The sequence below is a fragment of the Clostridium coskatii genome (genome assembly GCF_001675205.1).
Lineage (GTDB): Bacteria > Bacillota > Clostridia > Clostridiales > Clostridiaceae > Clostridium_B > Clostridium_B ljungdahlii.
The window spans coordinates 71,153-98,038 of the sequence record NZ_LROR01000035.1 but is presented as its reverse complement, the minus strand read 5'-3'; the positions used below and the strand labels follow the sequence as shown (position 1 = coordinate 98,038).

Annotated in this window: 24 protein-coding genes and 1 riboswitch; of the genes, 16 read left to right on the top strand and 8 right to left on the bottom strand. The window is 31.3% G+C overall.

The genetic code is table 11. The features are described 5' to 3' along the window. Nucleotides 1–5: 5 nt before the first annotated feature. A complete protein-coding gene (gene nifJ, locus CLCOS_RS05740; protein ID WP_063600695.1) occupies nucleotides 6–3,530 on the bottom strand; it encodes a pyruvate:ferredoxin (flavodoxin) oxidoreductase in 3,525 nt (1,174 codons plus the stop codon). Between the two features lie 101 nt (nucleotides 3,531–3,631). Continuing rightward, complete coding sequence (locus CLCOS_RS22330; RefSeq protein ID WP_063600694.1) at nucleotides 3,632–3,832, bottom strand: hypothetical protein; 201 nt, start codon at nucleotides 3,830–3,832, stop codon at nucleotides 3,632–3,634. A 263-nt stretch (nucleotides 3,833–4,095) separates the two neighbouring features. On the opposite strand from CLCOS_RS22330, the gene CLCOS_RS05730 reads away from it, so the two are divergent. Next, on the top strand, nucleotides 4,096–4,887 hold the full coding sequence (locus CLCOS_RS05730; protein WP_063600693.1) for an AraC family transcriptional regulator: 792 nt from the start codon (nucleotides 4,096–4,098) through the stop codon (nucleotides 4,885–4,887). 42 nt (nucleotides 4,888–4,929) lie between these two features. On the opposite strand, the gene CLCOS_RS05725 is transcribed toward CLCOS_RS05730, so the two are convergent. Continuing rightward, nucleotides 4,930–5,352, bottom strand: a complete 423-nt coding sequence (locus CLCOS_RS05725) for a DUF2000 domain-containing protein (RefSeq protein ID WP_013239570.1) — start codon at nucleotides 5,350–5,352, stop codon at nucleotides 4,930–4,932. Between the two features lie 125 nt (nucleotides 5,353–5,477). Between CLCOS_RS05725 and CLCOS_RS05720 the strand changes: the two genes are divergently transcribed. The 4 genes from CLCOS_RS05720 (at nucleotide 5,478) to CLCOS_RS05705 (ending at nucleotide 8,833) form a co-directional block, all read left to right on the top strand. Beyond that, nucleotides 5,478–6,806, top strand: coding sequence for a nucleotide disphospho-sugar-binding domain-containing protein (locus CLCOS_RS05720; RefSeq protein WP_063600692.1), 1,329 nt, complete (start codon nucleotides 5,478–5,480; stop codon nucleotides 6,804–6,806). Between the two features lie 43 nt (nucleotides 6,807–6,849). Beyond that, nucleotides 6,850–7,269 (top strand): GNAT family N-acetyltransferase, encoded by a 420-nt coding sequence (locus tag CLCOS_RS05715; protein ID WP_063600691.1) that lies wholly within the window; start codon nucleotides 6,850–6,852, stop codon nucleotides 7,267–7,269. 25 nt (nucleotides 7,270–7,294) lie between these two features. Continuing rightward, entirely contained in the window at nucleotides 7,295–8,095 is an 801-nt protein-coding gene (locus tag CLCOS_RS05710; RefSeq protein WP_063600690.1) for a hypothetical protein, read from the top strand. Nucleotides 8,096–8,305: 210 nt separating this feature from the next. Next, on the top strand, nucleotides 8,306–8,833 hold the full coding sequence (locus tag CLCOS_RS05705) for a 2'-5' RNA ligase family protein (RefSeq protein WP_063600689.1): 528 nt from the start codon (nucleotides 8,306–8,308) through the stop codon (nucleotides 8,831–8,833). A gap of 173 nt (nucleotides 8,834–9,006) precedes the next feature. Here the strand turns inward: CLCOS_RS05705 and CLCOS_RS05700 are convergent, their stop codons facing one another. From CLCOS_RS05700 to CLCOS_RS05685, 4 genes are all read right to left on the bottom strand, one after another. Next, the gene (locus tag CLCOS_RS05700; protein WP_013239565.1) at nucleotides 9,007–10,050 is read right to left on the bottom strand and encodes a PocR ligand-binding domain-containing protein; all 1,044 of its coding nucleotides are present in this window, start codon (nucleotides 10,048–10,050) and stop codon (nucleotides 9,007–9,009) included. Nucleotides 10,051–10,241: 191 nt separating this feature from the next. Continuing rightward, nucleotides 10,242–11,300, bottom strand: a complete 1,059-nt coding sequence (locus tag CLCOS_RS05695; RefSeq protein WP_063600688.1) for an HD-GYP domain-containing protein — start codon at nucleotides 11,298–11,300, stop codon at nucleotides 10,242–10,244. A gap of 172 nt (nucleotides 11,301–11,472) precedes the next feature. Then, nucleotides 11,473–12,831 carry a PFL family protein gene (locus CLCOS_RS05690; RefSeq protein WP_063600687.1) on the bottom strand — a complete coding sequence of 453 codons (1,359 nt, stop codon included), beginning with the start codon at nucleotides 12,829–12,831 and terminating at the stop codon, nucleotides 11,473–11,475. An 18-nt stretch (nucleotides 12,832–12,849) separates the two neighbouring features. Further along, nucleotides 12,850–13,119: an ACT domain-containing protein gene (locus CLCOS_RS05685; RefSeq protein WP_063600686.1), complete on the bottom strand. Its 270-nt coding sequence runs from the start codon at nucleotides 13,117–13,119 to the stop codon at nucleotides 12,850–12,852. 271 nt (nucleotides 13,120–13,390) lie between these two features. After that, nucleotides 13,391–13,480, bottom strand: a riboswitch (glycine riboswitch). A gap of 236 nt (nucleotides 13,481–13,716) precedes the next feature. On the opposite strand from CLCOS_RS05685, the gene CLCOS_RS05680 reads away from it, so the two are divergent. The 3 genes from CLCOS_RS05680 (at nucleotide 13,717) to CLCOS_RS05670 (ending at nucleotide 17,541) form a co-directional block, all read left to right on the top strand. Beyond that, entirely contained in the window at nucleotides 13,717–15,783 is a 2,067-nt protein-coding gene (locus CLCOS_RS05680) for a methyl-accepting chemotaxis protein (RefSeq protein WP_063600685.1), read from the top strand. 50 nt (nucleotides 15,784–15,833) lie between these two features. Continuing rightward, nucleotides 15,834–16,577 carry an elongation factor P 5-aminopentanone reductase gene (ymfI, locus tag CLCOS_RS05675; protein WP_063600684.1) on the top strand — a complete coding sequence of 248 codons (744 nt, stop codon included), beginning with the start codon at nucleotides 15,834–15,836 and terminating at the stop codon, nucleotides 16,575–16,577. A 124-nt stretch (nucleotides 16,578–16,701) separates the two neighbouring features. Further along, nucleotides 16,702–17,541: a response regulator gene (locus CLCOS_RS05670; RefSeq protein ID WP_063600683.1), complete on the top strand. Its 840-nt coding sequence runs from the start codon at nucleotides 16,702–16,704 to the stop codon at nucleotides 17,539–17,541. Nucleotides 17,542–17,600: 59 nt separating this feature from the next. On the opposite strand, the gene CLCOS_RS05665 is transcribed toward CLCOS_RS05670, so the two are convergent. After that, nucleotides 17,601–18,875, bottom strand: a complete 1,275-nt coding sequence (locus CLCOS_RS05665) for an SH3 domain-containing protein (protein WP_063600682.1) — start codon at nucleotides 18,873–18,875, stop codon at nucleotides 17,601–17,603. Nucleotides 18,876–19,169: 294 nt separating this feature from the next. Between CLCOS_RS05665 and CLCOS_RS22325 the strand changes: the two genes are divergently transcribed. From CLCOS_RS22325 to aroE, 8 genes are all read left to right on the top strand, one after another. Continuing rightward, complete coding sequence (locus CLCOS_RS22325; protein WP_013239557.1) at nucleotides 19,170–19,328, top strand: hypothetical protein; 159 nt, start codon at nucleotides 19,170–19,172, stop codon at nucleotides 19,326–19,328. A 156-nt stretch (nucleotides 19,329–19,484) separates the two neighbouring features. Then, nucleotides 19,485–20,519: a 3-deoxy-7-phosphoheptulonate synthase gene (gene aroF, locus CLCOS_RS05660; RefSeq protein WP_023162006.1), complete on the top strand. Its 1,035-nt coding sequence runs from the start codon at nucleotides 19,485–19,487 to the stop codon at nucleotides 20,517–20,519. A gap of 26 nt (nucleotides 20,520–20,545) precedes the next feature. Further along, nucleotides 20,546–21,412 (top strand): prephenate dehydrogenase, encoded by an 867-nt coding sequence (locus CLCOS_RS05655; RefSeq protein ID WP_063600681.1) that lies wholly within the window; start codon nucleotides 20,546–20,548, stop codon nucleotides 21,410–21,412. 14 nt (nucleotides 21,413–21,426) lie between these two features. Next, nucleotides 21,427–22,518: a 3-dehydroquinate synthase gene (gene aroB, locus CLCOS_RS05650; protein WP_013239554.1), complete on the top strand. Its 1,092-nt coding sequence runs from the start codon at nucleotides 21,427–21,429 to the stop codon at nucleotides 22,516–22,518. 18 nt (nucleotides 22,519–22,536) lie between these two features. Then, nucleotides 22,537–23,817 carry a 3-phosphoshikimate 1-carboxyvinyltransferase gene (gene aroA, locus CLCOS_RS05645; protein WP_063600680.1) on the top strand — a complete coding sequence of 427 codons (1,281 nt, stop codon included), beginning with the start codon at nucleotides 22,537–22,539 and terminating at the stop codon, nucleotides 23,815–23,817. Continuing rightward, on the top strand, nucleotides 23,795–24,877 hold the full coding sequence (aroC, locus tag CLCOS_RS05640) for a chorismate synthase (protein WP_063600679.1): 1,083 nt from the start codon (nucleotides 23,795–23,797) through the stop codon (nucleotides 24,875–24,877). The genes aroA and aroC overlap by 23 nt, the downstream gene beginning before the upstream one ends. Nucleotides 24,878–24,898: 21 nt before the next feature. Then, entirely contained in the window at nucleotides 24,899–26,035 is a 1,137-nt protein-coding gene (gene pheA, locus CLCOS_RS05635; RefSeq protein ID WP_063600678.1) for a prephenate dehydratase, read from the top strand. Between the two features lie 27 nt (nucleotides 26,036–26,062). After that, on the top strand, nucleotides 26,063–26,878 hold the full coding sequence (gene aroE / locus CLCOS_RS05630; RefSeq protein ID WP_063600677.1) for a shikimate dehydrogenase: 816 nt from the start codon (nucleotides 26,063–26,065) through the stop codon (nucleotides 26,876–26,878). The last annotated feature ends 8 nt before the right edge of the window (nucleotides 26,879–26,886 follow it).

Genomic DNA, 26,886 nt, shown 5'->3' with positions numbered 1-26,886 from the left:
TGTAATCAATATTTTATTGATGATAATTTCTTGTAAATATCATATCTTTCATGAGCATTGTTTTCAGATTCTTTAAATGCTTTTTCAACTGCATCAGGGAAGATAGTTTTTAATGAAGAATAACGGAGTTCTCCATTAATAAAGTCTATATATGATTTTGTAGGCTCTTTGGAGTCTAATATAAAAGGATTTTTACCTTCCTGTTTTAATAGAGGATTATACCTATATAAGTGCCAGTAACCGGATTCAACAGCCTTTTTCTCTTCTGCCATACTAGTACCCATTCCAGTTTTGATACCATGGTTTATACAAGGTGCATAGGCTATGATTAGAGAAGGACCTTTATAAGCTTCTGCTTCTGTAATTGCTTTAATGGTATGGTTCATGTTTGCCCCCATGGCTATTTGAGTTACATATACATATCCATAAGTCATGGCCATCAAACCAAGATCCTTTTTCCTTATTTTTTTACCGCTGGCAGCGAGCTTCGCAACTGCTCCTGTAGGAGTTGATTTTGATGATTGACCACCAGTATTTGAGTAGACTTCTGTGTCCATAACAAATATATTTACATCATCGCCTAAGGCAAGTACTTGATCTACACCGCCAAATCCAATGTCGTAGGCCCATCCATCACCGCCAATTAGCCAATGAGATTTTTTGATTAAATAATCTTTTTTCATAAATATCTCATTCAAAACAATATTATTTTTAAAGTTCTCATTGTTCATGATTCTTAAAATTTTTGCAGAAGCTCTTTTTGAAGTATCTGCATCATTGAATCCGGCAAGCCATTCTTTAAAGGCTTCTTTCAGTTCAGAATTAATGTCCATTGCCATGGCTGTTTCCATCAAATCAGCTAATCGTTCTCTCATTTGTTTTACACCAAGGAACATACCATATCCGTATTCTGCGTTATCTTCAAATAATGAATTACCCCAGGAAGGACCTTTCCCAAAATTATTTGTAGTGTAGGCTATTGCAGGTGCACTTGCTCCCCAGATTGATGAACAGCCTGTTGCATTTGCTATCATCATTCTATCTCCATAAAGTTGAGTTAAAAGTTTAATATAAGGAGTTTCTCCACAGCCAGGACAGGCACCGTTAAATTCCAGGAGTGGCCTTGCAAATTGACTTCCTTTTACTGTATGCAAATCCATTAATCCTTCTTTAGGAGTAATTTTCATGGCATATTCAAAATTATCAGATTGTTCTTCTATTTCTTCTTGTGCAGGTTTCATTATCAAAGCTTTTCCTGGAGCAGGACATATATCTGCACAATTTCCACATCCGGTACAATCGAGTGGACTTATTTGAATACGATAATGTAAGTTTTCAAGGTCTTTACCAGCAGGTTTTTTTGTTAGAAAATTTTCAGGAGCATTTTCTTTTTCTCTATCATCTAGTAAGCAGGCTCTTATTACACTGTGAGGGCAAACATAGGAACATTGATTGCATTGAATACATTTGTCAATTTGCCATTCAGGTATGAAAACTGCAATCCCACGCTTTTCGTAGGCTGTTACACCAAGTGGGTAAGAACCATCTTCCATTCCATTAAAAGCGCTGACTGGAAGTTCATCTCCTTCATGTCTTGCCATAGGTTTTTCAATTTTATTTACAAAATCAGGAAATTCTTTTTTTGGCATATCTGGATCTTTAGCATTTTTCCAGGATTCTGGTACAGTAACTTTATGGGCAGCATTTGCTCCTGCATCTATTGCTGCTTTGTTTGCATTAACTATATTTTCGCCTTTTTTACCATAGGCGTATTCTACAGAGTCTTTTAAGTATTGGATTGCCTGATCTACAGGAATTATATTAGCTAGTTTAAAGAATACAGCTTGCATTATCATATTTATTCTAGAACCTAATCCAACTTTTTGTGCTATTGAAACTGCGTCTACTATATAAAATTGTATGTTATTTTCAGCAATATACCGTCTCATTGAAGCTGGAAGATGTTCATCTAATTCGTTTTCACTCCAAGGGCAGTTTAAAACGAATGCTCCATTTTTCTTCAATCCTTTTAATACATTTATATTGTAAATAAAGGATTTATTGTGACAAGCAGTATAATCTGATTCATAAACTAGATAAGGTGATTTTATTGGTTTATTGCCAAATCTCAAATGAGAAACTGTACTTCCACCTGATTTTTTACTGTCGTAGGAGAAATAAGCCTGACAATATAAATTTGTTTTATCGCCTATGATCTTAACTGCTGTTTTATTTGCACCTACAGTACCATCTGATCCCAAACCATAGAATTTGCATCTTATAGTTCCTTCTGGTGTTGTATCTATTATTTCTTCCTCAGCCAGAGATGTATTTGTAACATCATCAACTATCCCAATTGTAAATCTATTTTTTGAATTAGGATTTTTAAGATTTTTAAATACAGCTAAAATTTGAGAAGGTGTTGTATCTTTTGAACCCAATCCATATCTTCCACCAACAATTACAGGTTTATCTGCATTATTATAAAATAAATTTACTACATCTAAATAAAGAGGTTCTCCTGTAGAACCAGGTTCTTTTGTTCTATCTAAAACAGCAATTTTTTTAACTGTTTTAGGTAAATATTTAAAGAAGTAAGAAGAAGAAAATGGTCTGTATAAGTGTACTTTTATAAGTCCTACTTTTTCATTATTTTGTCTTAAATAATCTACAGTTTCTTCTACAGTATCACAAACTGATCCCATAGCAACAATTATATATTCCGCATTTGGATCTCCATAGTAATCAAATGGATGATATACTCTTCCAGTAAGTTTTTCTATTTCTCTCATATAGCCTTCAACAATATCTGGAACAGCATCAAAGAACTTATTTGAAGATTCTCTTTGCTGAAAATAAATATCGGGATTTTGAGCAGTTCCTCTAACTGAAGGATGTTCTGGATTTAAAGATTTGTCTCTAAATCTTTGGATTGCATTATAATCAACTAATTTTGCCACATCCTCATGGTCAATTACTTCAATTTTTTGATATTCATGAGATGTTCTGAAACCATCAAAAAAATGTAAAAAAGGAATGCTAGCTCTAATTGCAGAAAGGTGGGCAATATTTGCTAAATCCATAACTTCTTGAACACTTGATGATGCTAAAAGCGCAAATCCAGTTTGCCTTGTTGCCATAACATCCTGGTGATCACCAAAAATTGATAGTGCATGAGTTGCAATTGCACGGGCAGTTACATGAAATACTCCAGGCAGCAGTTCACCTGCAATCTTATACATATTAGGTATCATAAGAAGTAGCCCTTGTGAAGCAGTGTATGTAGTTGTCAGTGCACCAGCAGCCAATGATCCGTGGACAGCTCCAGCAGCACCAGCTTCGGATTGCATTTCAACAAGTTTAACTGGTTGACCGAATATATTTTTTTTACCATGGGAGGATAAATCATCTACAAGTTCAGCCATCGGAGTAGATGGTGTTATGGGATAAACAGCTGCAACATCTGTGAAAGCATAGGAAGCTTCAGCAGCAGCTTGATTCCCATCCATGGTCTTTAATTTCTTTGTCATATCATGCTTCCTCCTCTATAAATAATTTTTAACATATTTAGTATTTACAAAGTATGCCTATTGAATTCATGAATTTAGGTTAAATCCTTAACTATTAATTTTTAATTATATTTTATCCCGCTTGCACTGAAAGCAGGTTTCATGAATGGAATTTTAGGAAACATGAATATATTAACGTTTTCTTCTAAAATTAAACTACTCAATATATAAATTTTAATTCCACAATATTCATATTCATCATAAATTTCTTCTTTATTAAAATATTTTAAAACCTCAACATTGAGATTTGTGACTTTCGTCATCTCACCTGTTCAGCAGCTTATACAGTTAGAACGAGTTCTAATTAAAAAACAGCCTTGAATTTTTTTAGCATATTTAAGGGCTTTTTCTTGAATAGTTATCATATATTTATCACCTCCATAAATTTTGTAAATAAGTTTTATGTATACACAATTGAAATCTTAAAAAAAGTAACCTATACTATAAAATATACTAGTAGTTAATTAAAGGCAACTATTTATTAATATTCTTATAAATAATATACAAAAAATAATGTGGAGGAAAGATGCAGGGAATAAGATATTATTTCAGTGATTATAATGGAAATGTAGAAATAAAAAAATGTGAAAACTCAATACATTCATGTAAAGAACATTTCCATGATGAAATCTCTATTGGATTAGTTGAAAAGGGAAGTTGCAGTACAAAAATGCAAAGTGGAAAATATGAAATCTCGGAAAATACAATTTTGATAATACCACAAAATACAGTTCACAAATGTACTCCTTATAGCTATAAAAATTGGAATTTTAGAATGATTTATATAAATGAAGATTGGTTTAAAACTGTATTTAATAGAGATAACTTAGATATAAAATTTTCATATATAAAATTAAATAAAATTGCATTTAAAAATGCTTACAAATTATTTGTAGACATTGAAAATAACATAATGAATATTGAAAATGAGACTAAACTTATAAATTATATTTCCTTTTTAGAATATGACAGGGACAAAAATTGGAATGAGCAAGCCGTTAAAGTTTCCAATCTAGCTGAATTAGAAAAAATTAAAAAATACATAGATAAAAATTATCTAAATAATTTAACGTTGAAAGATTTAGCTGAAATGTCACATATGAGTAAATACTGTGTAGTTAGACAATTTGAGAATTGTTATGGAATATCACCACACAAGTATATAACTAATCTAAGGATAAATTATGCCAAAAGGCTTATAAGAAAAAATAGAAGTTTTACGGATTCAGCGCTGGAATCTGGATTTTATGATCAAAGTCATTTTATAAAATATTTTAAAGATTATACAGGAGTTACACCAGGTATGTATAAACAATAACTGCAGCCTATAAATGGTGCAGTTATTGTTTATGAAATTCTTTTATTTTAATGTTGGCAAGCTTCCGGTTAAGCTCGTAATTGTTTTTTTACTACCATATAAACAAATTCCGAGATAGTTTAATTCTGATGAATCAGTGCAAGATAATCTTTGTATGTAATCATCGTATATTTTGCATTTTTGAGCTATGTCATTAAAGTCAATTATGGTTATTTCTTTGCTGTATTTTTCTTTTACTATAGTATATAAATCCCTTATTTTATTTTTGGTTGATGATAGTATTGGTATTGGTATTTTTACAATTCCCTTATGTGGAAAGTTGCCTATATCAGAAACATCTTCACCAACAATACTTCCTATAGATTTACCTAAGGTACAACCTAAGATAGCTGAGGTGTTGGCAATTAATCCTAAAGGCAGTTCTTTATCAATTATAATAACGCATTTTTTATCAGTACAGTTCATGTATAAATCCTCCTAAGTTTTTTTATAGTATAATATAATCATTTACTTATATATAGTAAAAAATTGCAGAGGTAAATTTAAAGTTTTATCAAGTGGAAGATTACATTGAAAGGAGCTATATAAGCATGAAAAAATATTTAACTATTGCTTTTTCAGTTATACTTTCAGATGCTGGAGAAGCAACGCGTGCTCTTGAGATAGCAGATGGAATTAGGAAATTTTGTCCTGAGAACTATGAAGTAGACATAGTTTTTTTATCTACAGGGAGTAGGTTTGAAGAAAAAGTAATTTCTAATGGATTTAAAATTTATAAGTGTAATCCTAAACTTCCTGGAATAGGATTTCATCAAGACTTTAAACCTACTAGTTTTAATTTAATTGGTGATAAAAAACTTGCTTTTGAATTGATTAAGGGAGAAATTGATGCACTTAATGAATTAAAGCCTGATGTAGTTATACATGGTTTTTACCCAATAGCAGGTATTGCACGTAGAATGCTTAATAAACCAGTGCCTGGTATTTGCTATCTTCCAATACCTTTACATGAAGACACTCTTAATAAATTGATGAAAGATATTCCGGACATGGTAAGGCCTCTAACATATCTACCATTAAAGCTTCGTAAAAAAATAATAAAATCTATACCAAAATCTTTAATGTTAAAAAATCCATCATTTGTACAAACTAATATTAGAGAAGCTTTTAGAAAATTTAATTACAAGGGACAATCCATAAATAATTTATTTGATATGCTGAGAGCTGACCTTACAATTGTAAATGACTTTGAGGAATTTTATAAAGGTATCACGCTACCAGATACTTTTAAAATTGTAGGACCATTGTATGCATCTTCTTTAAATGATAGAGTAGTAGATGAAAATATTTTTAAAATTTTTAACCATAATAATAAAAACTTAAAAATTTTTTGTACTCTTGGAAGTTCAGGAAAAAAGGAATATCTGTTTGAGGCTATAAAGGCGTTAACTCAAGGTATAGGCAAGAAATGGAGTGCAGTAATTTTAGCTCCTAAGGCAGTATGTCCAATTGATGAAGCAATTGCCTGTGCAAAAGATAGCTCAAATATTTATATAACAGATGCATTTGTACCAGCGCCACTAGTTAATTCACTTGCAGATGTGGTTATATCTCATGGTGGACAGGGTACAATACAGACTGCCATTGCAAGTGGAACACCTATTGTTGGATTTGCCATACAGCCAGAACAGCAGATAAATCTTGATAATGTAGCAACTAGAGGTGGAGCAATAAGAATTCCCATACACAAATGGAATGCAAATAACATACAATCTGCAGTAAAAACTATAGCAGGAAATCCCTCTTATAAAGAAAGTATAAAAGAACTGAAAAAAGTTTTGGATAGGGTAGATGGTAAGAAGAATTCTGCTCTTGCAATATGGAAATATATATTAAAGAACATGTCTTATAGTGTTTAAAAAAGCGGTAAATTAAAATGAAGTTTTAGAAGGGAGATTTGTAATGGAAATAGTAAATGGTGAATACATATTTACAGATAATGTTGATAAAATTAAACTAGAAGAAGTTTGTAATTTACTAAGACAATCTCATTGGGCTAAAAACCGACCTGCTGAAGTTATTGCTAAGACAATTAAGCACTCCCTTTGTTTTGCAATTTATCATAATGATATACAAATTGGGTTTGCAAGAGTTGTAAGTGATTATGCTGTTTACAGCTTAATATTAGATGTAATTATTGATGAAAAGTATAGAAGAAGAGGATTGGGAAAAAAGCTAATTGAATTTATAGATAAATATCCGGCTATAAAAGATACAAGTAAATTTCTTTGGACAAAGTATGCTGAAAAAGTATATTTGAAATGCGGCTTTAAAGAAGAAGATTGTTATAAGTATATGTTTAACAGACCTTTAAGTTTATGAAATAATATAGAAAGTGGAGACAATTATGAGATTTTTAATACAAATGTTAATTAGGACCTGTATAGAAACAGTGTATTTGACAGGCATAATAATACTAGTTGGAATGCTACTTGGGATTATGAGAAACTACACTATAAAAAATTTTGCTAGAAGTTTTGGCATGAAATCCATAATGATAACGGGATTTATAGGGGTTCCAGTACATGAAATGAGTCATGCAATATTTGCAGCTATTTTTGGACATAAAATAACTGCTGTAAAGCTTCTGCAAAAGCCTGATGAAAATCGGGTAATGGGATATGTAGAGCACAGTTATAATCAAAATAGTATTTATCAGCAGGTAGGAAATTTTTTTATAGGAACTGCACCTATATTTGGAGGTATCTTGTCTGTAGTTGCGCTAATGCGTTTTATGATACCTAGAGCTTATGATGAATTTATAAGTATTTTAAAGGTAAATTCCCATGTAACTGTTATAAACAAAGCTGTAGCTGTACATATATTCAGTATGTATAAAGTTTTGATAAAAAATATATTTTCTACTGCTAACTTTCACAATATATACTTTTACATGTTTTTATTTATAGCAATCTGCATATGTTCTCATATATCATTGAGTTATGCGGATATTAGGGGGGCTTCAGGAGGATTAATTACTATATTTTTAGTATTGTTAATGTTTAATGTTGTTGGGTGGACAAAATATTTATCAATTGAAAACATAGTTAAATATAATGTTGTCATAACGGTTTTTTTGAGTTTAGCTGTATTGCTTTCTGCAATAACATTTTTAATAAGTTTAGTTTTAACTGTAATAAAGCATTGATAAACAGAGTTCTTGGCATCAGATGGAGTTTTTTGACTCCACCTGATGCTTAGAAATCGTTATCCAGGGACGTAGCTGCTCTTTACTACCACTTGGAGAAGTGGGAGTATTAGAGCAGGTAGTCATCGGACAAAAAAATAAAATTAGGTATTTCAATTTTAAATATGGTGAAAATATAATGTAATATTTGCATTGAAAGGAGGCATAAAATTGGAACGATATGTTCTTGTATGTACTATAGGTGGTAATGCACTAAAATTTTATGAAAAGTTGAGAAATGATGTATGCTATAAATTTAAAAAGAGGAAAGCTAAATTACCGGCTCATTTTACAATAAAGGCACCTTTTGAAACGGATAAAATTGAAGATATGTTGAAGGTATTACAAAAGTTTCAAAAAAACAATCATAAGACTCAAATAAAAGTTCAGGGATATGGTAAGTTTAGAGAAGATGTAATTTATATGGATGTGAAGGTGTCACCTGAGGCAAAAAAAGCACATGATTCACTTATAGATGAACTTAGTAAAATTCCATGGATAAATTTTAAATCCAATGAGGGCAAAAATAAAGTGTTTCATTGTACTATAGTGTCAAAGAGGATAGAGGACAAATTTAAAGAAATATGGGATTATGTGAACAAATATCCCTGTGATTTTGACGAGTATTTTGATAATATATCCCTTTATATGTGGAATAAAAATACGTGGATATTATTAAAAAGATATGATTTAAAATAAAAAGCCTCATTCACTTGCCATATAGCACTTGTCACTATCCACTAAGTAAATTGATTAATTTACAATTTTTTTATGTTAAGTAAAAAAATTTATATATGAGAGAGTTAAGAATTAATAGTGAAAAGCGTAAGAAAATCATCCATAACTATTAATTCTTAACTACCAATTCATAACTATTTCTTATTTGCCATGTTACTTAATGTGTCTGCTACTACGGAAACTTCCTGGACATTAGCAGATACTTCTTCTATTGCAGATGTCTGTTGTTCTGTAGTTTCAAAAGTGGAACTGGAAGTTTCTAGTGCCTTATCTACAGATTCCTGTATTTTTTTAGTAAGATCTGTTATTTTAGAAGCAGTTTCTTTAGAATCCTGAGATAGTTTTCTTATTTCTGCAGCTACTACACTGAATCCTTTTCCAGCTTCTCCAGCTCTAGCTGCCTCTATAGAAGCATTTAAACCAAGCATTTTTGTTTGATCTGCAATACTTTTTATGGAATTTAATATAGAATTTATATCCATAGATATATTTTTAACTCTGCTTATTTCTTCATTTAAAAGATGTTGATTGTTGCTTACATTTACAGCTGAAGCAGCTAGCTCTTCCATAGTTGCTGAAATTTGGCCGAAATTTTCAGATAAATTTTTAGTAGATACACCAAGTAAAAGTGCCTCATAACCTATTTTGGAAAGTGCATTTGCCACGATAAATAAAACTTCAGCAGCTGCTCTTACGCTTTTTTCACTTACTGTATAGACTTTGTTTGATGCATCTACATATCTATCAGCGTTTATACCCATTTCTGCGGCATTTTTTCGAACGACTGATTCATCTACTTTAGAATAAGCAACTTGTCCACCAAGTATTGTTCCTATTGATTTACCTTCTATTATTATAGGAGCAGCAAAATCAATCAAACCCGCATGGCAAGTATAAATATATGGTTTGCCAGTCCTTGTTGCTTCTTCACCTCCCCTGCGGTGTGACTCTGCACAGCGGGAAGTTCCTTTGGAAGTTGATTGGGTGAGATTTAAACAAAAGTCAGTGTAAGAGCTTGGTTTTGTTACAGGGTGTCCATTTTTGTCAACTGTAACACTTGCAATATTCATACTATCAGCAAAGTTATCCTGAAATTTTTGAAGTGTATTAATATCCAAAACATCCTGTATTTCTAATGAATCTAAGTCAATTTTATCATTATCGGTAAATTTTATCATAAATAATAGCCTCCTATGTTATATAATGTAATAATAGTTTGTTAAAAAGTAATTAAACCATAGTCTATAATACTATATCGTATATAAAAAGCAAGGATTTAGTGATTATTATATGGAACTGACGCTAATTATTAGTAAATGTATACAACTGTAAAACAAAATGTTATAAAAAGTGAACAAAAAGCTGGTTATTAAATAACCAGCTTTTTAACATATAAATCTTTTTCTTTTTTTAAATCAAGGAATCCATTGTCATCAAGTAAAAGAGGATTTCTCAAATCATTCATGTCAACTTGGATGACTTTACAACATTGTTCATTATTTAAAAGTACATTTTCACCCATATAGTAGTTTACTATGTGATTTAAAAACATAGTACAATATTGGCAATCGAGTTTCCCAAGGCTTTGCTGTTGAATAATTTCTAAAGCTTCAAAAGGACCGCTTAGTTCTTTACAATATCTATTGGAGCTTAAATCATCAAACAAATCTGCAATAGCTATTACTCTAGCAAATTTATGAATTTTATCTTCTTTAATACCTAATGGATACCCAGACCCATCCATTCTCTCATGATGCATTAATACACCATAACTTACGGAAGAATCTAAATAGGGGATCTCCTTTACAAAATTATAACCTATGGCAGGATGAGTTTTGAAAATTTTATATTCTTCTGGGGTGAGATTTCCCTCCTTATTTATAACATTCTTACTTATCTTGATTTTTCCAAAATCATGTAGTACTGCTGAGTAAGTTAATAAATTTATGTCCCTTTTGCTAAACCCCAACCATTTTCCAAGTATAAAACTTACGGCTGCTACGTTTACGCTGTGTCTGTAAATGGTATCATTGCCACTTCCGTGGAATACTATATTTTTAATAACTAGTCCTGTAGAGTTAAACTCTTCTTGTATTTTTTCTGAAAAAGTTCGTACTTCCTTTATTTCAGGAGCTTTTAAATTAGATATGGTATCAAATATATTTTCCAAGTTGTAAGAAAATTCATTGAAAGTATTCTCAAGTTCTTGTACCGTTTCTATTTTAGCAGTTAAAGGATCCTCGGAAGTATCTTCTACGTAAATTTCTACTTCGTCCACAATAATATTTTGCTTTAGCTTTTCTATAGCCGATTCCGTAATGGCAATATCTTTAGCTAACAGCATTTTATTTTCAAAGGTTATATCACTTGCTGATATCATTCCTGGTTCTAATTCGCTTATTCGAACTAATTTCTTTTTTGACAACATACTATCTCACCTCATATAAATCATTAGAATAGCAATATATAGTAACTATGTATATGTTATCGTAGTATTATTGTATTTCTAAACATGTTTACAATAAAATTAAATTTTATTTATACCTATATTTAAGTTTGCATTCAACATTAAGAATATATGGGGTTTTTAAGTAGAAAATCTAATTTTTAAAGCTGTGAATTGGAGCAGGAATTCTTCCACCTCTAGCTATGAAACTTTCACTTGAAAATTTACTTACAGGCATTATAGGTGCTTTTCCGAGAAGTCCTCCAAAATTTGCTTCATCTCCGACACTTTTCCCGTAAACAGGGATTACCCTTACGGCAGTTGTTTTATTATTAATCATTCCAATAGCAGATTCATCTGCTATTATGGCAGATATAGTGGATTCAGGAGTATCACCAGGTATACCTATCATGTCAAGACCTACAGAACATACACAAGTCATTGCTTCCAATTTTTCAAGGTTAAGGGACCCTGAGTTTACTGCACTTATCATACCTTCATCCTCACTTACAGGTATAAATGCACCACTCAATCCTCCAACTTGAGATGCTGCCATTATGCCTCCTTTTTTAACTGCATCATTTAATAATGCTAGAGCAGCAGTAGTACCTGGGCATCCACAGCTTTCAAGGCCCATTTCTTCAAGAACTCTTGCAACACTGTCTCCTACAGCAGGTGTAGGTGCAAGGGATAAATCTACTATACCAAAAGGAACATTTAATCTTTTTGAAGCCTCTCCAGCAACTAATTGACCCATTCTTGTTATTTTAAAAGCTGTCTTTTTTATTGTTTCTGCAACTACATTGAAATTTTGTCCCTTAACTTCTTCTAGAGCACATTTTACAACGCCAGGACCACTAACACCTACGTTTATTATGGAATCAGCTTCTCCAACTCCATGAAATGCTCCTGCCATGAAAGGATTATCTTCTACCGCGTTTGAAAATATTACTAACTTTGCACAACCTATACTCTCATTTTCTCTAGTGAGATAGGCAGTTTCCTTTACTATTCTTCCCATATCTTTTACTGCATCCATGTTTATTCCTGCTTTTGTAGTTCCTACATTTACAGAAGAGCAGACTTTTTCAGTAACAGCTAGAGATTCTGGAATGGACTCTATAAGTATTTTGTCACCTTTAGTATAACCTTTATGTACAAGTGCTGAAAAACCTCCAATGAAGTCGATGCCTAAAGTTTGGGTAGCTTTATCTAAAATTTTAGCATATTCTACATAACTTTTATCCGAACTTGCCTGAGCTATAAGGGAAATAGGTGTAACGGATACTCTTTTATGTATTATGGGTATACCATATTCTGTTTCAATCTCTTTCGCAGTTTTTACTAGGTTTTCAGCATGTTTAGTTATTTTATCGTAAATTTTAGTTCTTGCTTTTTTTCCATCACTATCTATACAATCTAAAAGAGAGATACCCATAGTTATGGTTCTTATGTCTAGATTTTCTTTGTCAATCATGTTTATGGTTTCCATAATGTCTTTAGTATTTATCATTTAACTCAACTCCTTAGTTTAAATTTGGTGCATAGAAGTGAATATGTCTTCTCGTTGAAGCTTAATGACAACTCCTATTTCTTTAGCTTTATTTTCAAGATCATTCTTTAGTTCTACAAAATCTGTTTTCATTTTTGATAAATCCACTAGCATTACCATTGTAAAATAGCCTTCTATGAGAGTTTGGTTTATGTCTAAAATATTTATGTTATTTTCAAATAGTACAGAAGTTACCTTGTAAATAATACCAGTTTTATCTTCTCCAAGTACAGTTATAAATGACTTCATTTTATAATCCATCTCCTTTAAATAGTTTGTATTGATTAATTCTATTATTAGCAATTATAAACAGAGTTCTTGGCATGAGGTGGAGTTTTAACTCCACATGATGCTTAGAAATCACTATCCAGGGACGTAGCTGCTCTTTACTTCCACTTGGAGAAGTGGAAGTATTAGAGCAGGTAGTCATCGGATAAAAAAAAAGACCAAATTAAATTAGTCTCTGGAAAATAAGATTTTAAACAATAACTATTAATTGAGTCAATAATTATCATTTTGTATAAAATCCTCTGTCCCTTGTACCTGAGAGTTTCACCCAACTTTGGCTTTCCCCTTCGGTGCTCATAAGAGTCTCTCCAGAGGTTCGTCTAATAACGGTTTAAAAATTTAATCCCACTATTTTCATCCGACCCTTTTAAATTATCACAATTATATCATATTAAAAAAGCCAATTCAAATATATTATTGTAAATTTTATTGGAATATACATGTTGGTTATCATAGGTTAAATTTACGTTAAAAAAAGTTTTATTTAACAACAGCTTAAAAATACTACATTAAAATAAAAAATATGATTAATGTAAATTTATATACTGGAGGAATTTTATGTTAAAAAAATTATTTTTAAGCGTCTCAGAGTTATTTTTTGGTAAGAAGAAAAAGTTTAATCTATCTTTTTTAAACAGTGTGGGAGTGAAGATAGTTTGTGAGATTGGAATACTTATAATATTCATATGCAGTATATTAGGAATGACATCTTATTACAGTGCTTATAGAGCTATGGAAGATAGTATAAAATCTTCGCTTGAAAGTAGAGCAATAGAATCTTCTAAACTCATAGATGCAACTTTAAAACAGGATGTTAAAGCAATTGAAGAGTTAGCATCAAATGATATTATAAAATCCATGAATACTTCAATACAGATACCTCTTCTTAAGATGAGAGCAAAACAATTAGGATATGTGAACTTAAATGTGATGGATTCAAAGAGTATGATTTATATGCAAACTGGTGAAAAGACTAAAGCTAATTTAGAGGATACCAAGAATTACTACCTTAAAAATGCGTTAAGTGGAAAAATATCTATTTCAGATCCAGTGATGAATACGGATGGGCAGCAAATAATGGCGGTGGCAGTTCCAATAAAAGATTCTTATGAGAAAGTTGTAGGAGTATTATTTTCAAATATAAGTATGGAAAGTTTAAATAAATTAGTTCAAAATGAAAAGCTGGGTAAAAGTGGATACTGCTTTATAATAAATAAGGAAGGGGTTAAGGTAGCACATAAGGATTTGAAACTGGTGTTAAATAAAGATAATACTATAGAAGATGAAAAAAAAGATCATTCTTTAAATGAACTGGCAACTTTAGAAAAAAATATGATAATAGGTAAAAGTGGTTCGGGATACTATAAAAAAGATAATGAAGATATGTTTATGGCCTATACACCAATAGCTGACTTAAATTGGTCGTTAGGGCTTACTATAGATAAGAGTGAAATATTTAGTGAAGTAAATATGTTAAAATACAAAATAATTATGATAACTGTTCTATTTATTTTGATAGGATTCTTTATAGGGTTATTTATAGCCGGAACTATAAAAAAACCACTGCATAAAATAAGAAAGTATGCTCTGGAATTATCAAAGTTTAATTTAAACTACAGAATACAAATTGACAAAAGAGATGAATTTGGAGATACGGCTTCAGCATTAAACTATGCAATGAATGAAATAGAGTATATTATAGAACAAGTAAAACTAAAAAGCGGAGAAGCTTTGGAAGCTGCGGATAATGTAAATAAAATGTTTGAAAAATCGCATTCGGAAATAAAATTGGTTTCAGATGAATCTTCACAAATATGTTCTAATATGCAGGAGAACTTATCTTCTATAGAAGAAGTGAACCAAAAGATATCAAATGTAAAGCATGAAATAAAAAACTTAGCAAAAGAGGCAAATCAAGGCTTGGCTCTTGCAAAAAACATAAGGGAAAGGGCTTTAAATATTAAAAAAGATACGGAAAGCTCAAAGCATGACTTTGAAAATTATTATACACAGTATAGTGATGAATTAAGACATGCACTGGAAAATGTGAAAGTAGTAAAAAATATTTCTATAATGGCTGAGGAAATAAAAACTATATCAGATAGAACAAATATATTAGCATTAAATGCCAATATAGAAGCCGCAAGGGCTGGCGAATATGGCAGGGGATTTATGGTGGTGGCAGAAGAGGTAAGAAAATTAGCTATGCAATCTTCTGATATGGTAAGCAATATACAATTAAATGTAAAAAGTGCTTTAAAATCGGTAGAAAAACTCTCAAAATCAGCTGAAAGTGTATTGAAAATTTTAGAGGAAAATATTTTGTCGGATTACAGAAAAATGGTAGACATAAGCAAAGATTATGAAAAAGACGGAATGAGATTTGAATCTGTATTAAAAAAGGTTTGTGGGCTTATGGAAAATGTAGATGAGTCTTTTTTAGTAATAACTAAAATAATGTGTATTATAGTGGGTTCTTCAAATGATGGAACTAAAGCATCCGTAGATATATCAGATAATATAGATGAAATAGCAAATGAAAATAGGGCCATATCTTTGTATACTATGAGAAATGCAAGTGGGTCTGAGGAGCTTCTTCACATTTTAAGTAAATTTAATGTATAATATTAATTGAAAAGTAAATTTTATGTTAATGTAGGAAGGATAAAATCATTATGGAAAATTTAGGCGGAAAAGTAGCAATAGTAACAGGAGCTTCCAGAGGAATAGGAAGAAGTATTGCTATAAATTTAGCAAAATGTGGCGCAAATGTAGTAATAAATTATAAAAAAGATGAGAAAGAAGCCTATAAAACCTTGGATATGATAAAACAAGCCGGTTCGGTAGGAATGGTAGTACAGGGGGATGTTAGTTTATATAGTAATGCTGAAAGAATAGTGCAATATGCATTAAGTAAAATGGGGAAAATAGATATACTTGTTAATAATGCAGGAATTTCTAAAATAGGACTTTTTGTAGATATGAAAGAAGATGAGTGGAATTCTATTATAGATGTGAATTTAAAGGGTGTACTTAACTGCTCTCACTCTGTATTAAAACATATGATTTCTAAAAAATCAGGAGCTATAATAAATATTTCTTCTATGTGGGGAAATGTAGGTGCTGCCTGTGAATCCATTTATTCTGCATCTAAAGGAGCTATAAATCTTTTTACAAAATCTATTGCAAAGGAAATGGCACCTTCGAATATAAGGGTAAATGCAGTTGCACCAGGGGTAATTGATACGGAAATGAACTCCTGGTTAAAAGAGGATGAGAAGAAAAGTTTAATGGAAGATATACCTATGGGTAAATTTGGACAATGCGAAGATATAGCAAAAACTGTATGCTTTTTGGCAGGTGATTCATCCGCATATATAACAGGACAGATAGTAACTGTAGACGGTGGAATGATATGAGAAATGAACCTTTAGTGTAATATACATATAAAATAATAGTAGTAGTGGACGATAAATAGAATATGAAAAAATTAATTTTAATAAAAGGGATGGTTAAAATATTGATGTTATAGGATGAATAATTATGAACAAAGTTATAATATTAGATGATATGATATATGTAAGATACAGGGTGAGACGCGTATTGGAAGATGCGGGGATTGGGGTATATGAATGTGGAAATTCCTTTGAGTTCTTTAATAGATTATATGATAAAAAAGAAGAAATAAATTTGATAATACTTGAGGTGGGATTAAGCACTGAAGATGGATTTGAAGTACTTAAAAAGATAAAGGCTAAAAAATTAAACATTCCTGTAATGATACTTACAAAATTAAATTCTAGAGAAGCATTTATAAAAGGCATAAAAGCAGGTACTTCAGAGTATATATTAAAACCTTTCAATAGTAAAAATTTAGTTAAAAGAATAACGAAACTCATAAAATCTAGTAGAAATTCAGATAGACCAGAAGAAATAGTATACTTGAATTTTCAGGAGTATATTGCCAGACAAATCGTGAAATGTGGGGCACAAAATAAAAAGCTTTCAATTATTATGGTAAGCTTAGTAAAAAAATACTGTACAGAACAAGATGAGAAAATAGAAGTAAAAGACAGTTATCTTATTTTACTTGATTTGGTTTATGAAAAGTTGAGAAGTCTTTTTAAGGTACCAGATTTATTTGAGAAATACGGATTATCTACGTTTATAAGTGTAGTTCCAGACTGTAATTACAGAAAAGTTGTTTCAGTTGTTCATCAGATGGAATGTGTTTATAATAAAATAAAAATTATGAATGAAAAGTATAGTGAGTATGATCTTAAATGCAGCTATGTTATTTTTCCTGATGATGGAACAGATAAAAATTATTTAATGAATAAATTAAATATTAAAATGAAAATGAAAATAAATAAAGAAAAGTAATGTTTTTCTGGCAATAAAAAAATAATATTGTGTAGATAGTTCTACACAATATTATTTTTTTATTTTATGTAATCTGAATGAACATATCCTGTTAAGGAACCAACGGTTACTTTATACCAACGCCCATCTGTGCCTGTTATGGTTACTTTGGTTCCAGAAGATAGAGTGGATACAATACGACCAGTCCAAGGGTTACTTCGTAAGTTTAATACTGAAGACTTATTACTTAATGTTACAGTACCAGTTTTGAAAGTTGTAGACTGAACGCTTGCAGCAGTTGCTACTATGGACTGTGAATTACTTATATAGCTAGAAGAAACATATCCTGACTTTCCGTTTGCAGTTACTTTATACCAACTTCCACTAGTTCCTAATATATTTACAGCAGTACCATTAGCAAGCGATCCTATTACAGAACCTCCTGGAGATGTTCTTAAGTTTAAAGATGATGAACTGTCACTAAGCTTAACATAACCTGATTTCGCGGAAGCTGGAGATAAATATTGTGCTTCCGAATTAGAAGAAGGCTGACTACTAGGACTAGCTTGTGAGCTTGCACTTATAAAAGAAGAGCTCACATATCCGTAAGAAGAATTATATTTAATTTTATACCAACTTCCAACTGATCCTACTATAGCAACGGATTGTCCTTTCTTTAATCCTCCTATAACGCCAAAGGACGTAGCTGCCCCATTCCTTACATTCAATGTGGAACTGCTATTTGAAATGTTAACAATTCCTGTTTTGGAAATATTAGTAACAGGAGCTGAATTTGAACTACTGTTATTGCTAGGCGAAGGATTGCTAGCTGGAATAGACTTTCTGCCATCGCCTACATATATGTATCCTTTAAGGTACAAATTTCCTCTATTTTTTATAGCCTCTTTTGAAAGCGTTTTTTCACTTCCGTCATAATTCCCTCTTATGTTGAAGTTTCCTTCGTTAAAATATACAGTATCTCCACTTACTTCTTCCACAAAGCCAACGTGTCCATATCCATGTGGACCGCCGCCCCATACAACTATGGAATTTGCTTTAGGTTCTGAGCCGTAAGCATATACGTTTGAACTGGCATTTGCATACCACCAGTCTACTGCATTACCGTAAAATTGTGATGGCAGTGCAATTCCTAATTTTTCAAGTACTCTTCCATAAGTAAACCAGGTACATTGCCCGGTATATCCTGATTTTGCAAATATATTTCCAACAGCAGTATAAGCACTACTGCTCATATTTGGTACATCAGCAGCATATACAGTACTTACCAAGCCCTTACTATTCATAAGAGATGCTGACATAAAAAAAGCAAAGATCAGTTTTTTAGACGTGTTCATGCTCTTTCCTCCTGAAATTATAGTATATTTAAAAATAACATTTTAAATTCACATAAATTTTATATAATATAATTATTTTTAATAATATTAAAAAAATGTTTAATTTAATTATACTATGGTTTAAAATAATTTTCCATTAGTTTTAGCAAAGTTTTCATATTTTATACGATAAAAATAAATGAAATTGGAAACTTACTGTTGACATAAAGAATAAACATGCTATAATTGAGAACAAATAGATTAAGAATTAATTTATAAAATTAGTGGTATTATTTGCAATGGAGGGGAAATTTAATGAAAAACATCATTAGAAAGGAAATAGAAGCAATAAGTGAAAAATATTATTTTAACTTTACTTTTAGCTGGGGCTATTTTTATTTTAGCGCTAGTTACTTTTGCTTCTCAAAAAAATTGAATCCTTTTCTAATGAGTAATATAATTGTAGATACATGATTGAATAATTTTACGTACACAAAATGTATTTGATTAATTTAGGCAGAGCTCATTAGGAGCCCTGCCTTTTTTATATTATTAATTAAAATTTCAAGGTAAATAACTTCTAGAGCTAGCATAGAAGTTAAGATATAAAATTTTAGGAGGTACTAGAAATTGATAGTTATTATGAGACCACAAACCACACAGGAAGAGATAAACATGCTTAAACAAAAAATTGAAAGTGAGAATGACGTAACAGTGAATGTAATAAATGGAAAAGAATGTTCTATATTAGGACTTGTTGGAGATACTACAAAAGTGGATGCAGATAAAATAAGAGCTAATGAATTTGTGGAAAATGTTGAGAAGGTACAGCAGCCTTACAAATTGTCCAATAGGTTATTTCATCCGGATGACACTGTAATAAAAGTAAAAAATGCTTCTATAGGTGGGGATGAGCTGGCTGTTATAGCAGGGCCCTGTTCTGTTGAAAGTGAAGAGCAAATTGTAAAAATTGCACAAGATGTAAAAAAAAGTGGTGCTAAATTTTTAAGAGGTGGGGCATTTAAGCCAAGAACATCGCCTTACAGCTTTCAAGGTCTCAGAACTAGAGGATTAGACCTTTTAAAAATAGCAAGGCAGGAAACAGGTCTTCCTATAGTAACTGAAATTATGTCTGCGGATATGATAGACAAATTTGTAGAGGATGTGGATGTAATACAGGTAGGAGCAAGAAATATGCAAAACTTCGAGCTTTTAAAACAGCTAGGTAAAACAAATAAGCCAATTCTTTTAAAAAGAGGACTTTCTGCTACTATTCAGGAGCTTTTGATGTCCGCAGAATATATAATGTCTGAAGGAAATGAAAATGTAATACTTTGTGAGAGAGGAATAAGGACTTTTGAAACTTATACAAGAAATACTTTAGACTTAAGTGCTATTCCTGCCATAAAAAGATTAAGTCATCTTCCAGTAATAGTGGATCCAAGTCATGCTGCAGGACTTTGGTGGATGGTAGAGCCATTAGCTAAGGCAGCAGTGGCAGTAGGGGCTGACGGACTTATGATAGAAGTACACAATGATCCTGCTAATGCAAAATGTGATGGACAGCAATCCATAAAACCAAAAGTATTCGAACAGCTTATGAACGATATAAGCAAAATTCCAGGAAAAACAATTCATAAAGCATATGATACTGTAAATGTGTAAAAATTCTAGGACAGGGGGAATATGGATTGGATGATTCTGATTTTAAACTTAAGGTAGCAATTGTGGGAATGGGGCTTATTGGCGGTTCTTATGCCATGGCCCTAAGGCCACTAAACACTGAACAGGTTATTGGAATAGACAATGATAAAAATACACTTGAAAGTGCTTTAAATATGGGGATTATAGATAGAGGCTACGAGAGAGGAGGAAGTTTCTTAAAGGAAATTGATCTTATAATAATTGCTCTTTATCCTAAGGATACAGTTAAATTTGTAAAGGACAATTTTAAATATTTAAAAAGTGGGGCTATTATAACGGATACATCAGGTATAAAACAGTGTGTGGTGAGTGAAATAAATTCATTCTTGCCAGAGCGCTTGGAGTTTGTACCAGGACATCCTATGGCAGGAAATGAATTTAAAGGTATTGCAGGAGCTTCTAAAGATATTTTTAAAGATGCAAATTATATAATAACACCTACAGCTAAAAATACTTCTAGAGGTATTAATTTAATAGGTAAAATGGCTAGAAAAATAGGATGCAGCAATGTAACTTGTATAAGTCCCGAAAGGCACGATAGAGTAATTACTTTTACAAGTCAACTTCCTCATGTTATAGCTGTATCTCTTATGAATTCACAGGATCAGAATGAAGAAAACATAAAGTCGTTTACAGGTGGAAGCTTTAGGGATGCAACTAGAGTAGCCCAAATTAACACTTCACTATGGACTGAACTATTTACTATGAATTCGGATATATTAGTGGAAGAAATAGAAAAGTTTGAAGAAAGTATTAATTTATTAAAAAAAGCTATAATATCTAAAGATGTAGATTCCATAAAAAATATTTTTGAAAAAGCATCCTCAAGTAGAAAAGAATTAGTTAAAAGATAAGGATAGTGATTTTGATGAATACAATTTCTATAAATATAAATCTTAAAAAGAAACAATATAAAATTTATATGGAAAGAGGAATTTTAACTTCCATAGGAAAAAAATTACGGCAAGTTTATGAGGGGAGAACTTTAGTTGTAATTACGGATAAAAATGTTGAACGATTATATATGAAAGAATTGAAGCAATCTTTTTTGGATAATGGATTTAAAGTAAATGTCATATCTATAGAACCGGGAGAAAAAAGCAAAAGTTTGGATATGCTAAAGAAAATATATGAAAATTTGTGTGAATTGAAGATAAAGAGAAAGGATGTAATAGTTTCTCTTGGAGGAGGGGTAGTTGGAGATTTATCAGGCTTTGCAGCAGCTACTTATTTGAGAGGGATAAGTTATGTTCAAATACCAACATCACTTTTGGCACAAGTAGACAGCAGTATAGGTGGGAAGGTAGCTGTGGACCTTCCTTGGGGAAAAAATCTAGTGGGAAATTTTTATCACCCGGATGCTGTATTTATAGATCCAGAGGTGCTTAAAACTTTAAGTGATAGATTTTTTAGTGATGGAATGGCTGAAGTTATAAAGTATGGTTTTATAAAAGATAAAACTATTTTAGAAGATCTAAATTCCTATAAAAGCAAAGAAGAGGCTTTGAACAATATAGAAAATATAATATATAAATGCTGCAGCATAAAAAAGCAATTGGTAGAAGAAGACGAAAAAGATTTAGGGAATAGGATGCTGCTGAATTTTGGACACACGTTGGGGCATGCCGTTGAAAGATATTATAATTACAGTAAATATAGTCATGGAGAAGCAGTTTCCATTGGTATGGCATATATAACAGGAAGAACGGAAGAGCTTTCTATTACTAAAGAGGGTACTTATTCTTATATGGTAAATATTTTAAAAAAGTATGGGCTTCCAGTTTATATACAGGGTGTGGATAAAAATGTTTTAGTAGACACCATAGCACTAGATAAAAAATCTTCAGATAAAAATGAAATTAATTTAATAATGGTTGAAGAAGCAGGAAAGAGCAAAATAAGAAATACTAAATTGTCTGAAGCAGCTAATTTTTTATTTCCTGAAAATCTAATCAAATAAATGGAAAAGGAGCAGTTTATGAAATATGTATCTATAAGACCTACTAAACTTAAAGGGCAAATACAAGTTCCTCCTTCTAAAAGTGTATGTCATAGGGCACTCATATGTTCTGCCTTAGCCCAAGGAGAAAGCAATATAAGAAATGTAGATTTTTCAGAAGATATAGAAGCTACTTGTAGTGCTTTAAAAGCTTTGGGAGTAGATATTAAAAGAGACAAACATACTTTAAATGTAACAGGAAATTCTGTTATTAAAATGAAAAATTCAAATATACACTGCTTTAAATCTGGTTCTACTATTAGATTTTTAATACCTATAGCTGCTACTTTAGGAGAAAAGGTAACTTTTACGGGAGAAGATAAGTTAATAGAGAGGCCTCTAGATGTTTATTATGATATATTTGACAAGCAAAAAATTTTTTACAGAAATTTTGAAGGCAAATTACCTTTAACTATAAATGGAAAGTTAAAGCCTGGAGAATACAGAGTAAAGGGAAATATAAGTTCTCAATTTATAAGTGGCCTTTTGTTTGCTCTACCCCTTTTAGATGGAGATTCAAAAATAGTAGTGACCACAGAACTTGAGTCTAAATCTTATGTAGATATTACACTGGATATGCTAGAAAAATTTGGAGTTTATGTGGATAAAAAAGACTATAAAGAATTTTTAATTAAGGGAAATCAGACCTATAAAAAAAATAACTGTAGTATAGAAGGAGACTTTTCTCAGGCCGCTTTCTGGATGACTGCAGGAGCGCTTGGAGATGGAATTATATGCTCTGAGCTCAATATGAATTCTCTTCAGGGAGATAAGGCTGTAATAAGAATATTAAAAGATATGGGAGTTGAAATTGAAGAAAAAGGTGATACTTTAAAAGTTAATCCTTCTAAAACTCATGGAACGTACATAGATGCCTCCCAGTGTCCTGATTTAGTACCAGTACTTGCAGCACTGGCATCTGTAAGCAGTGGTACCACCGAAATTACAAATGCAGCTAGACTTAGAATTAAAGAATCAGATAGACTCAAGGCTATATCTACAGAATTAAATAAAATTGGAGCAGATGTAAAAGAAAGAGAAGATGGACTTATTATAAATGGTAAGGAAAGACTCAAGGGAGGAAAAGTTACAAGTTGGAGAGATCACAGAATAGCAATGGCACTAGCTGTTATATCTTCAAAATGTGTAAATCCTATAATAATGGAAGAAGCTGAATATGTTAAAAAATCATATCCTGGTTTTTGGCAAGATTTTAGACAATTGGGAGGTAATATAGATGAGTGGAATGTGGGGGAATAAGATAAAGTTATCCATTTTTGGAGAATCTCATGGAAAAGCCATAGGCATTGTAATAGATGGGATAAAGGCTGGAACTGAAATTGATTTAGAGTACATAAGAAAGCAGATGAAAAGGAGAGCACCAGGCTTTAGTAAACTTTCCACTCCTAGAAAAGAGCAGGATGAATTTGAAATCTTAAGCGGATATTTTAATGGAAGAGCGACGGGAACTCCTCTTTGTGCAGTGATACAAAACAGCAATACTCATTCTAAAGACTATGAAAAAACAGCTTCTCTTTTAAGACCCGGTCATGCTGATTTTACGGGAAAAATAAAGTATAGAGGATTTAATGATTATAGGGGTGGTGGACACTTTTCAGGTAGACTTACGGCACCTATAGTTTTTGCAGGGGCTTTATGTAGAAAAATATTAGAGGAAAAAGGCATATTTATAGGCAGTCATATAAAGAGTATAGGTACAATTGAAGACTCAAAATGCTTTAAATTCACTTCTATAGAAAAAAGTAGTTTAGAAAAGCTTTCTGAAAGTAAATTTCCAGTTTTAGATGAAAACTGTGGCGAAAAAATGCAGCAGTATATTTTAAAGCTAAAAGAAGAAGGAGACTCTTTAGGAGGAATTGTAGAAACTGGAGTTATAAATTTGCCGCCAGGTATAGGAGATCCTTTCTTTGAGTCCGTAGAAAGTACTATCTCGGGGCTTTTATTTTCTATACCCGCAGTAAAAGGGGTAGAATTTGGAGAAGGTTTTGATATATCAAAAATGAAGGGCTCTGAAGCAAATGATGAATATTTTATATCAGACAATAATGTTATAAAAACTTACACTAATAATAATGGAGGAATTTTAGGAGGAATTACAGATGGAATGCCTCTTATATTTAGAACTTGTATAAAACCTACTCCATCTATATCAAAAGCTCAAAAAACTGTAGATATTGAAAAAAGGAAAGATGCACTTTTAGAGATAAAAGGAAGACATGATCCCTGCATTGTACCTAGGGCGGTACCAGTAATAGAAGCAGCTGCAGCACTTTCGCTACTCAATTTAATGGAAGATTAAATTACTTATGGAGGTGACATTTTGGAAGATTTGGAGTATTTAAGAGATGAAATAAATAAAATAGATAGAGAAATGATTGAACTTTTTGAAAAAAGGGCAAAAGTATCTCGCAAAGTAGCAGAATATAAAATGGAAAATTCTATGGATATACTTGATAAATCAAGAGAAGAAGAGGTAATAAAGGTTAACTTAAAAAATCTTAAAGATAAGTCTATAAAAGATGAAACTAAAATCTTTTTGAAGAATGTTATGGAAATAAGCAGGAACATACAAAAAAGAGAATTCAAACAATCTTCTAAAAGTAGTGAAATTAAGACTAAAGGGCAAAATAGTGATCTATTTAAAATTGGATTTCAAGGAGTACCAGCATCTTTCAGTCATGAAGCATTGTTAGAGTATTTTGGAAATGAATCAGAAGCATTAAACTTTGAAAGCTTTAAAGATGTATTTGAAGCTCTAAAAAATGGGGCTATAAAGTATGGCGTTCTTCCTATTGAAAATTCCTCTACAGGTGGTATCTCACAGGTTTATGATCTTATAGGAGAATATGATTTTTACATAGTTGGAGAAAAATGTATTGAAGTAAATCACAATTTATTAGGAGTAAAGGGAGCGTCTATTTGTGATATAAAAGAAGTTTATTCTCACAGCCAAGCATTTATGCAGAGCAGTAAGTTTTTAGAAAAACATAAAAATTGGAAATTGAATCCCTATTTTAATACGGCTAGAAGTGCCAAATATATAAGTGAGCAAAATGTTAAAAGTAAAGCTGCTATAGCTAGTAAAAATGCAGCAAAACTTTATGGACTTGATATAATAGAAAAAAATATAAATTATAACAGCAATAATTACACCAGATTTATAATAATGGGAAAAGATATAAAAAGTGATAAACAATGTGACAAGATAAGTATATTGATTACTCTGCCGCATGAACCGGGAACTCTTTATAATGTTTTGAAGTATTTTCATGAAAATAATTTGAATATGACTAAAATAGAGTCAAGACCTATAATAAATAAATCCTGGCAGTACTTCTTTTATATTGATTTTAATGGAAATATTATGGATAAAGATACTAGGTATGCTTTAAAGGGCATACAAGAAGAGAGCGTATATTTTAAACTTTTGGGGAATTACAAAGGAGATTGTTTTTAGATAGTAAATAAAAAGGAGGCGATTCATATGAGCAACTTGCAGGGACTTATAGGGGAAAAGTTATCACACAGTTATTCAGCTGTAATACACAAATTGGTTTTAGAAAAACTAGGTATAAGTGGAGAATATAATTTATTCGAAATAGAACCTCAGAATTTAGGTAAAAGTATGGAGGCTTTTAAAGTTTTAGGATGCAAGGGAATAAATGTAACTATACCTTATAAAATTGCCGTTATGAATTATATGGATGATATATCAGAAGAAGCAAAGAATATAGGTGCTATAAATACTATAGAATTTAAGGAAAATAGTTTAAAAGGATATAATACAGATTACTATGGCTTTGGTCTTACTTTAAAAAAGAATCACATAGATGTATTAAATAAAAATGCAGTGATACTTGGTACAGGAGGAGCATCTAAAGCTGTCGTCAGGTACATTTTAGATGAAGGTGCCTCAAATATTACTTATGTAAGCAGGCATCCTGAGAAAATTAAGCAAAGTGATTTTGAAGTTATTTCTTATGAAAAACTCAGAGAAATAAAAAGTGGAGATATAATAGTGAATTGTACTCCCTGTGGTATGTACCCTAATTTAAATAATTGTCCTATAAATAAAAATGTATTGTCTAAATTTAATACAGCTGTGGATTTAATATATAATCCTGAGTATACACTTTTTCTAAAGATGGGGAAAGAAATGGAACTTAAAATTGCAAATGGATTATATATGCTTGTAGCACAGGCTGTGGCAGCAGAAGAAATTTGGCACAAAAAGAATATATCGATAGAAACTATAAATGAAATATATGATGAATTAGTTAAAATAGAGTACAACAAATAGGGAGGGAT